This is a genomic window from Shewanella sp. N2AIL (assembly GCF_022690845.1).
Taxonomy (GTDB): domain Bacteria; phylum Pseudomonadota; class Gammaproteobacteria; order Enterobacterales; family Shewanellaceae; genus Shewanella; species Shewanella baltica.
On sequence record NZ_JALBYT010000111.1, the window covers coordinates 1 to 265 of the forward strand.

Consider the following 265-nt stretch of genomic DNA (forward strand, 5'->3'; position numbering starts at 1 on the left):
TGCTTGTTACTAGCTCGCCAACGCTTTTCGCAAGTTACTACGTCCTTCATCGCCTCTGACTGCCAAGGCATCCACCGTATACGCTTAGTCGCTTAACCATACAACCCAAATGAGTTTCACTCATCTGCGCCGCATTGAGACCAGCTTGGTTTTACTTGTCTCACTTCTGACCAAAGAAGTGGACGCGCCTTAGACGTAAACTATTCAACTAAGAATAATTTACTTTTGAATATTCAAGACACTTAATAAAGTGTTTGAGAACTCA

General features: G+C 42.6%; 1 rRNA gene. It reads right to left on the bottom strand.

What is annotated here, in order from left to right:
• Window positions 1-98, bottom strand: a 23S ribosomal RNA gene (locus MO387_RS20950); the annotation flags it as partial.
• Window positions 99-265 lie beyond the last annotated feature (167 nt).